Source organism: Pseudomonas sp. KK4, assembly GCF_001984065.1.
Taxonomy (GTDB): domain Bacteria; phylum Pseudomonadota; class Gammaproteobacteria; order Pseudomonadales; family Pseudomonadaceae; genus Aquipseudomonas.
Genome location: NZ_LYVP01000069.1, coordinates 21,352 through 28,392, shown reverse-complemented (window position 1 = coordinate 28,392; position 7,041 = coordinate 21,352). Strand labels below are relative to the sequence as shown.

The window sequence follows — 7,041 nt, the reverse complement described above, 5'->3', positions numbered from 1 at the left end:
TAATGGATATGTACTCAATCAGCCAGAGCCTGGTCGGCTGTCAGGCCGCCTTCGCGAGCAAGCCCGCTCCCACAGTGGAAGCGCGTGACAGGCGGTACAGCATTTACCTTTTTCTCACAAAGCCGACACAAAATCCCTACAAAATACCGAGCCTACTACCTGTCATCCGACCCTGCGGGTGTATATAAAAGCACCCCACAGCCACGCAGCCCGTGAAGAACTGTTCATTTACACCAGCAACAGTTGACACACACGAAGCCGATTACGCATTTTGTTTCATTTGCGCAGGCTAGGACTCAACCGCAGCAGATCGATCGCCGTATCGACCCAACGCTCGGCATGGGTATGCAGTTCGAAACTGTCAGGGGCCAGAAGCCACTGATACAGCAAGCCATCAATGTAGGCATGCAAGCTGATGGCCGCCTGAACAGTGTCGAGATCGTCGGGCAACTGCCCACGATTCACGGCATTACGCAGCGTCAGGCCAATGCGCGTATTGCATTCGAGGCTGGCGTCGCGGCGTTGCTGGCGCAGGTCGCACATTTCATCGGTGAATTCGCACTTGTGAAACAGAATTTCGTTGATGCGCCGGGTCTTGGGGTCCAGGGCAACTTCCTGAAACAAATGAGTGAGCAGACGGCGCATGCAACCCAGGGGATCGGGTTCTTCTTCGCTCTCGGCGGCCTTGGCCAGTTCGTCCAGGGGTTGTTGCAACGTATCGAGCATGGCCTGCACCAGGTCGGCCTTGTTGCTGAAGTGCCAGTAAATGGCCCCGCGCGTGACGCCGGCCAAGGTCGCGATGTCCGCCAGGGTGGTGCGCGCAACACCCCGCTCGTAAAAGGCTTTTTCAGCCGCTTCGAGTATCTGTTTGCGGGTTTCTTGAGCTTCCTCTTTGGTGCGACGGACCATGGCAGTACAACCTCAATCAGGGTGCTTCAGCGATGTCTGAATATCAGCTGAATAAAAGTGGGGCGAACGCTCTTGGGTCTCGTCCCCGGGCCTACAATTTCAAACTTGCGATGGCCGCTGTAACAGCGAGGATACATAGCCAAGGTATTTACAAACAACCATGAACGTAAGTATATTCCTTAGCAAGCTACTTATCCACCTGGCACCGTTTTTTTAAACCTTCCATGTTTTCTTGTGCGTTGATCACGCGCCTGACCCGAGGATTTTCATGCAATTCAAGCCAGCTGTTACCGCTCTGGTCGCCGCCGTCGCCCTTGCATCGCTGCTCAGCGGATGCAAAAAGGAAGAAGCGGCGCCGCCCGCACCACCGCCTCAGGTCGGCGTCGTCACCCTGCAACCGCAAACGTTTACGCTGACTTCCGATCTGCCGGGGCGCACCAGCGCGTTCCGCATCGCCGAAGTGCGTCCACAGGTCAACGGCATCATTCTCAAGCGCCTGTTCAAGGAAGGCAGTGACGTCAAGGAAGGCCAGCAGCTGTACCAGATCGACCCGTCGGTCTATGAAGCGACGCTCAAAAGCGCCGAAGCCAACCTGCGTTCCACCAAGTCGATCTCCGACCGCTACCAGCAACTGGTCAACGAGCAGGCCGTGAGCCGCCAGGAATACGACACTGCCGTGGCCAACCGCCTGCAGTCGGAAGCCGCGCTGCAAACCGCTCAGATCAATGTGCGCTACACCAAGGTCTACGCCCCGCTGACTGGCCGTATCGGCCGCTCCACCGTGACCGAAGGCGCGCTGGTCAGCAATGCCCAGACCGAAGCCATGGCCGTGATCCAGCAACTGGACCCGATCTACGTCGATGTGACGCAATCGTCGGTCGAATTGCTGCAGTTGCGCCGCGAACTGGAAAGTGGTCGCTTGCAGAAGGCCGGCGATAACTCGGCCAAGGTCAAGCTGACCCTCGAAGACGGTAGCCAGTACAAACTCGACGGTAAGCTCGAATTCTCCGAAGTGTCGGTCGACCAGACCACCGGTTCCGTGACCCTGCGCGCCGTGTTCCCGAACCCTGATCACACCCTGCTGCCGGGCATGTTCGTCCATGCCCAGTTGCAGGCTGGTGTGAACAGCGCAGCGATTCTGGCGCCGCAACAAGGCGTGACCCGCGACCTCAAGGGCACCCCGACCGCGCTGGTCGTCGGCCCGGACAACAAGGTCGAACTGCGTCAGCTCAAGGCCAGCCGCACTGTCGGCAACCAGTGGCTGATCGAAGACGGCCTGAAGGCCGGCGATCGCCTGATCACCGAAGGCCTGCAATTCGTCAAACCTGGCATCGAAGTCAAGGCCACCGACGCCACCAACGTCGGCGCGAAGAACCCGGCCCCCGCCAAGCCAGCTGAGCAGGCTGCCAGCGGCAAAGGGGAGTAACTCATGTCGAAATTTTTTATCGACCGTCCGATTTTCGCCTGGGTCATCGCCCTGGTGATCATGCTGGTGGGGGCACTGTCGATCCTGAGACTGCCGATCAACCAGTACCCGAGCATCGCGCCGCCGGCCATTGCAATCCAGGTGACCTACCCGGGTGCGTCCGCACAAACCGTGCAGGACACCGTGGTCCAGGTGATCGAGCAACAGCTCAACGGTATCGACAACCTGCGTTATGTGTCCTCGGAAAGTAACTCCGACGGCACCATGACCATCACCGCGACCTTCGAGCAAGGCACCAACTCCGATACCGCGCAGGTCCAGGTGCAGAACAAGCTGAACCTGGCCACCCCGCTGCTGCCTCAGGAAGTGCAGCAACAGGGTATCCGCGTGACCAAGGCCGTGAAGAACTTCCTGTTGGTGATCGGCGTGGTGTCCCGTGACGGCAGCATGACCAAGGACGACTTGTCGAACTACATTGTCTCCAACATGCAGGACCCGATCTCGCGGACCGCCGGTGTCGGTGACTTCCAGGTGTTCGGTTCGCAGTACGCCATGCGCATCTGGCTCGACCCGGCCAAGTTGAACAACTACAACCTGACCCCGGTCGACGTCAAAACCGCCATCGCCTCGCAGAACGTGCAGATTTCCTCCGGCCAGCTCGGCGGCCTGCCCGCCTTGCCCGGCACCCAGCTCAACGCGACAATCATCGGCAAGACCCGTCTGCAAACCGCCGAGCAGTTCAACAAGATTCTGCTCAAGGTCAACAAGGACGGCTCCCAGGTTCGCCTCAAAGACGTCGCCGAAGTCGGCCTGGGCGGTGAGAACTACAGCATCAACGCCCAGTTCAATGGCGCCCCGGCCTCCGGCCTGGCGGTGAAACTGGCCAACGGTGCCAACGCCCTGGACACGGCCAAGGCCCTGCGCAAGACCATCGACAACCTCAAGCCGTTCTTCCCGCAAGGGATGGAAGTGGTGTTCCCGTACGACACCACCCCGGTGGTGACCGAATCGATCAAGGGTGTGGTTGAAACCCTGGTCGAAGCGATCGTGCTGGTGTTCCTGGTGATGTTCCTGTTCCTGCAGAACTTCCGCGCCACCGTCATCACCACGATGACTGTACCGGTGGTACTGCTGGGTACCTTCGGCATCCTCGCCGCGGCCGGCTTCAGCATCAACACCCTGACCATGTTCGGCATGGTGCTGGCCATCGGCTTGCTGGTGGACGACGCCATCGTCGTGGTGGAAAACGTCGAGCGGGTGATGAGCGAGGAAGGCCTGTCACCCAAGGAAGCCACCAAGAAATCCATGGGCCAGATCCAGGGCGCCCTGGTGGGTATCGCCTTGGTGCTGTCGGCGGTACTGCTGCCGATGGCGTTCTTCAGCGGCTCCACCGGCGTGATCTACAAGCAGTTCTCGATCACCATCGTCTCGGCCATGGCCCTGTCGGTACTGGTTGCCCTGATTTTCACTCCGGCGCTGTGCGCGACCATGCTCAAGGCCATTCCGAAAGGCGAGCACGGCACGCCGAAACGCGGCTTCTTCGGCTGGTTCAACCGCAACTTCGACCGCGGCGTGCGCCGTTACGAGCAAGGCGTGGGCAGCATGCTGGCGCACAAGGCGCCGTATCTGCTGGCGTACCTCATCATCGTGGTCGGCATGATCTGGCTGTTCACCCGCATTCCCACTGCGTTCCTGCCCGAAGAAGACCAGGGCGTACTCTTCGCCCAGGTGCAGACGCCGGCCGGTTCGACGTCCCAGCGCACCCAGGTGGTGGTGGACGAGATGCGTGAATTCCTGCTGCGTCCAAGCAAGGACGGCGGTGAAGGCGACGCGGTGAACTCGGTGTTTACCGTGACCGGCTTCAACTTCGCCGGCCGGGGCCAGAGCTCGGGTATGGCGTTCATCATGATGAGACCGTGGCACGAGCGTAACGCCGACAACAACGTGTTCAAGGTCGCGGCCCGTGCCCAACAGCACTTCTTCACCTTCCGTGACGCCATGGTGTTCGCCTTCGCGCCACCGGCGGTACTGGAATTGGGTAACGCCACCGGTTTCGACGTGTTCCTGCAAGACCGCGCCGGTATCGGCCACGCCAAACTGATGGAAGCGCGCAACCAGTTCCTCGGCATGGCCGCGCAGAGCAAAGTGCTGACACAAGTGCGTCCGAACGGCCTGAACGATGAACCGCAATACCAGTTGGAAATCGACGACGAGAAGGCCAGTGCCCTTGGCATTACCATCGCCGACATCAACAACACCCTGTCGATCGCCCTGGGCAGTAGCTACGTCAACGACTTCATCGACCGCGGTCGGGTGAAGAAGGTGTACGTGCAAGGCAAGCCCGGCGCCCGCATGAGCCCCGAAGACCTGCAGAAGTGGTACGTGCGTAACCGCGACGGCACCATGGTTCCGTTCTCGGCGTTCGCCAAGGGTGAGTGGATCTACGGCTCGCCGAAACTGGCTCGATACAACGGCGTGGAAGCGATGGAAATCCTCGGTTCCCCGGCCCCGGGCTATTCCACCGGTGAAGCCATGGCCGAAGTCGAAGCCATCGCGCAGAAACTGCCGGCGGGCGTGGGTATTTCCTGGACCGGTCTGTCCTACGAGGAGCGCTTGTCCGGCTCCCAGGCACCGGCGCTGTATGCCCTGTCGCTGCTGATGGTGTTCCTGTGTCTGGCGGCGCTGTATGAAAGCTGGTCGATCCCGATCGCGGTGATGCTCGTGGTACCACTGGGGATCATCGGTGCGTTGATGGCCACCAGCCTGCGCGGCCTGTCCAACGACGTGTATTTCCAGGTGGGCCTGTTGACGACCATCGGCCTGGCGGCGAAAAACGCCATCCTGATCGTCGAATTCGCCAAGGAACTGCATGAACAAGGGCGCAGCCTGCGCGACGCGGCGATCGAAGCCTGTCGCATGCGTCTGCGACCGATCATCATGACCTCCCTCGCCTTCGTGCTCGGTGTGGTACCACTGGCCATCTCCACCGGCGCCGGCTCCGGTAGCCAGCACGCCATCGGTACCGGGGTGATTGGCGGTATGATCACGGCAACCGTGCTGGCGATCTTCTGGGTCCCACTGTTCTTCGTCACCGTGTCGTCCATGGGCCAGCGCAAAAACGCCGACCAGGATGACGCCACTGAAACTCCTAAAGAGGCTGGCTAATGAGCAAGTCGCTACTTTCCCTGGCAGTCGCCGCCTTCGTGCTCGGTGGTTGCTCGCTGATACCTGATTATCAGCGCCCGGACGCTCCGGTGGCAGGCCAATACCCGCAGGGCCCGGCTTACTCGCCGGCCCAGGCGCCCGCGCAGGCCGCCGCAGAGCAAGGCTGGAAGCAGTTTTTCCATGACCCGGCACTGCAGCAACTGATCCAGGTGGCCCTGGAGAACAACCGCGACCTGCGTGTCGCGGCGCTGAACATCGACGCCTTCGCGGCCCAATACCGCATCCAGCGCGCCGACCTGTTCCCGGCCGTGTCGGCCAACGGTACCGGCAGCCGTCAGCGGGTGCCGGCGGACATGTCGCAGACCGGTCAGTCGGGCATCACCAGTTCCTACTCGGCCACCCTCGGCATCAGCGCCTATGAACTGGACCTGTTCGGTCGGATTCGCAGCCTGAGCGAACAAGCGCTGCAACAATACTTCGCCACCGAAGAAGCGCGTCGCAGCACCCAGCTGAGCCTGGTGGCCAGCGTGGCCAACGCCTACCTGACCTGGCAGGCCGACAAGGAACTGCTGAAAGTCACGCAGGACACCCTCGGCGCGTTCGAGGAGAGCTACAAGCTCACCGCCCGCAGCAACGAAGTGGGTGTGGCCTCGGCCCTGGACCTGGCACAGTCGCGCACCTCGGTGGAAAACGCCCGTGCGCAACTGGCCCGTTACACCCGTCAGGTCGCCCAGGATGAGAACAGCCTGGTGCTGCTGCTCGGCACCGGCATCCCGGCCAACCTGGCAGCGGCCAGGCCGTTGAGCGACGATCTGCTGTCCGACGTGCCGGCCGGCCTGCCGTCAGACTTGCTGCAACGTCGCCCGGACATCCTGCAAGCCGAATACAACCTCAAGGCCGCCAACGCCAACATCGGCGCCGCTCGGGCTGCGTTCTTCCCGAGCATCAGCCTGACGGCCAACGCCGGGACCCTGAGCCCGGACCTGTCCGGCCTGTTCAAGGGCGGTTCGGGCACCTGGCTGTTCCAGCCGCAGATCAACCTGCCGATCTTCAACGCCGGCAGCCTGCGCGCCAGCCTGGACTACTCGAAAATCCAGAAAGACATCGGCGTGGCGAACTACGAGAAGTCCATTCAAACGGCCTTCCAGGAAGTCGCCGACGGCCTGGCCTCGCGCGGGACCTACACCGATCAGGTACAGGCGCAGCGCAACCTGGTTGCCGCCAACCAGGACTACTACCGCCTGGCCGAGCGTCGCTACCGCATTGGCGTCGACAGCAACCTGACGTTCCTCGATGCACAGCGCCAGTTGTTCAACTCGCAACAGTCGCTGATCACCGACCGACTGGCGCAGTTGATCAGCCAGGTCAACCTGTACAAGGCCCTGGGTGGTGGCTGGAACGAACAGACGGCGAAGAACGAGCCGTTGAAAGAAGATGCGCCGAAGATGAAGTACTTCTGATCGCGCATTGAATAAAGGAAGCCCACCGTTTGGTGGGCTTTTTTTTGGAAGCAGGAAAAGGTGGTGTCAGTGATGGCCCCT

General features: G+C 61.2%; 4 protein-coding genes. 3 read left to right on the top strand and 1 reads right to left on the bottom strand.

Annotated features, from left to right (window positions below):
* Positions 1–276: 276 nt before the first annotated feature.
* Positions 277–909: a TetR family transcriptional regulator gene (locus B0W55_RS20435; RefSeq protein ID WP_077047729.1), complete on the bottom strand. Its 633-nt coding sequence runs from the start codon at positions 907–909 to the stop codon at positions 277–279.
* Between the two features lie 268 nt (positions 910–1,177).
* On the opposite strand from B0W55_RS20435, the gene emhA reads away from it, so the two are divergent.
* Genes emhA through emhC form a run of 3 tightly spaced genes read left to right on the top strand, consistent with a single transcriptional unit; the run spans position 1,178 to position 6,960 of the window.
* Entirely contained in the window at positions 1,178–2,335 is a 1,158-nt protein-coding gene (emhA, locus tag B0W55_RS20430) for an efflux RND transporter periplasmic adaptor subunit EmhA (protein ID WP_077047728.1), read from the top strand.
* Between the two features lie 3 nt (positions 2,336–2,338).
* Positions 2,339–5,500, top strand: coding sequence for an efflux RND transporter permease subunit EmhB (emhB, locus tag B0W55_RS20425; protein WP_077047727.1), 3,162 nt, complete (start codon positions 2,339–2,341; stop codon positions 5,498–5,500).
* A complete protein-coding gene (emhC, locus tag B0W55_RS20420; RefSeq protein ID WP_077047726.1) occupies positions 5,500–6,960 on the top strand; it encodes an efflux RND transporter outer membrane subunit EmhC in 1,461 nt (486 codons plus the stop codon). The genes emhB and emhC overlap by 1 nt, the downstream gene beginning before the upstream one ends.
* Positions 6,961–7,041: the final 81 nt, after the last annotated feature.

Excerpts from the sequence above, each read along its gene's own strand:
- B0W55_RS20435 (WP_077047729.1), bottom strand. The coding sequence starts at position 909 with ATGGTCCGTCGCACCAAAGAGGAAGCTCAAGAAACCCGCAAACAGATA.
- emhA (WP_077047728.1), top strand. The coding sequence starts at position 1,178 with ATGCAATTCAAGCCAGCTGTTACCGCTCTGGTCGCCGCCGTCGCCCTT.
- emhB (WP_077047727.1), top strand. The coding sequence starts at position 2,339 with ATGTCGAAATTTTTTATCGACCGTCCGATTTTCGCCTGGGTCATCGCC.
- emhC (WP_077047726.1), top strand. The coding sequence starts at position 5,500 with ATGAGCAAGTCGCTACTTTCCCTGGCAGTCGCCGCCTTCGTGCTCGGT.